2 protein-coding genes and 2 pseudogenes are annotated in these 1,842 nt (G+C 73.7%); 2 read left to right on the forward strand and 2 right to left on the reverse strand.

What is annotated here, in order from left to right:
- Both HMPREF3105_RS11545 and HMPREF3105_RS11550 read left to right on the forward strand, forming a co-directional pair.
- Positions 1–258: pseudogene (locus tag HMPREF3105_RS11545) on the forward strand (hypothetical protein); the annotation flags it as partial.
- Positions 259–348: 90 nt separating this feature from the next.
- Entirely contained in the window at positions 349–1,080 is a 732-nt protein-coding gene (locus HMPREF3105_RS11550; RefSeq protein ID WP_036315073.1) for a polyprenol monophosphomannose synthase, read from the forward strand.
- Between the two features lie 76 nt (positions 1,081–1,156).
- Here the strand turns inward: HMPREF3105_RS11550 and HMPREF3105_RS11555 are convergent, their stop codons facing one another.
- Complete coding sequence (locus HMPREF3105_RS11555; protein ID WP_060774975.1) at positions 1,157–1,504, reverse strand: RNA polymerase-binding protein RbpA; 348 nt, start codon at positions 1,502–1,504, stop codon at positions 1,157–1,159.
- 87 nt (positions 1,505–1,591) lie between these two features.
- A pseudogene (locus HMPREF3105_RS11560) lies at positions 1,592–1,842 on the reverse strand (SPFH/Band 7/PHB domain protein); the annotation flags it as partial.

Below are 1,842 nucleotides of genomic sequence, written 5' to 3' on the forward strand. Positions count from 1 at the left end.
GCACGCCTGTCCGTCGCCCCGCGCCTGAGCGTGTCGGCCCCGGCCGTGTTCGGCGTCTGGGACGCCGACGCGGTCGCTGTGCAGTCGCCGGACGGCCGGGTGGCGGCGTGGAGCACGGACACCCGGGCCGGCACGCCGCTGCTGCCGGCCCTCGACGCCGAGACCGCCCTGCCCCGCTGGCGGGCCACCTGGGTGGACGGCCGGATCGCCGCGGAGGACGTGGCCCGCGACGCTCACGACGCCGCGACGCCGGCCTGAGACCTCCGCTTCCTATACTCGAACGGATGCGATGGCCCGTCCGACCGGCGGGCCGCCCCCACGACCCCGGCCGGAAGGCGAGAACCGCACATGCGCGTGCTGACCATCATCCCCACGTACAACGAGATCGAGTCGCTGCCGCTGACCCTCGGCCGACTCCGTGACGCCGTCCCGGAGTCCGACGTTCTCGTGGTGGACGACGCCTCCCCGGACGGCACCGGCGACTGGGCCGACGCCCGCGCCGCCGAGGACCCCTCCGTGCACGTGCTGCACCGCACCACCAAGGACGGCCTGGGCGGCGCCTACATCGCCGGGTTCCGCTGGGGCCTGGAGCGCGGCTACGACGTCCTGGTCGAGATGGACGCGGACGGCTCGCACCAGCCCGAGCAGCTGCCGCGCCTGCTGGAGGCCGTCCGCACTGCGGACCTGGTGATCGGCTCGCGCCGCGTGCCGGGCGGCAAGATGGTGAACTGGCCGACCTCCCGCAAGATGATCTCGTGGGCCGGCTCCCTGTACCCGCGGATCATGCTCGGCCTCAACCTGACGGACATCACGGCGGGCTACCGCGCCTACCGGGCCGACACGCTCCGTGCGATCGACCTGGACGCGATCGAGTCCAAGGGCTACGGGTTCCAGGTGGACATGACCTTCCGCACGGCCCGCCTCGGCAAGCGGATCGTCGAGGTCCCGATCACGTTCGTGGAGCGTGAGCTCGGCGAGTCCAAGATGAGCGGCGGCATCATCGGCGAGGCCGTGGTCAACGTGACCCGGTGGGGCCTGGCCGCGCGCTGGGAGGGCCTGCGCGCCCGCCTCGGCCTGTGAGGCGCACAGTCCCCGAACGACGACGGGGCCGGATCCATGGCGGATCCGGCCCCGTCGTGCATGGGGGAGCGGCGGGTCAGGCGTCGACCTCCTCGCCGCGGCTGGCGCGCAGCTTGTTGAGCTGGATCTTGTAGGTCTCCTCCAGCTCCTCGAGGCTGCGGCGCTCACGCAGCATGTCCCAGTGGGTGCGCACGGGCTTGCCCTCGGTCTCAGCCGGCTTCTCGCCGCTGACGAGGAACGCCTCCTTGCCGGTCTTCGAAGTCCAGGTGGCCGGCACGTCCGCCTCCACGGAGAAGGTCACGAACACCTGCTCGCCGTCCTCCGTGCGGTACTCCACCCGCTGCCGGGCGGCGGGCTCGACGCCGGCCTCGGACTCCAGGGACTGCGCGCCCAGGCGCATGCCCCGCAGGCTGCGATCGCTCACGTTTCCTCCTCGTCAGGCCGCGCCGAGGCCCGCGCGGGGGCGCGGGCCGATCGAGGCGCGGCGGGTCGTTCTCACCGATGGAACCATTCAGTGTCCCACAGCATTCCCGTCGGCCTCGCCGGCCGGGCGGGTGCCGGGGGTGCGGCCGGCCGACGGGTCGGGCTCGATCTCCTGCGGCGTGGCCAGGGCCTCGTCGAGCGAGGTCTGCGGCATGTCCTCCGCCGTCACCGCGCCCGCGGTCATCGCGTCCATGACGCCGCTGGCGCGCAGGGCGTCCGCGGTGGTGGGACGGGACCCACGCGGCCGACGCGCGCGCTCCGGGGTGACGCCGGAGTGCT

It is taken from the genome of Micrococcus sp. HMSC31B01, assembly GCF_001816085.1.
Lineage (GTDB): Bacteria > Actinomycetota > Actinomycetes > Actinomycetales > Micrococcaceae > Micrococcus > Micrococcus luteus.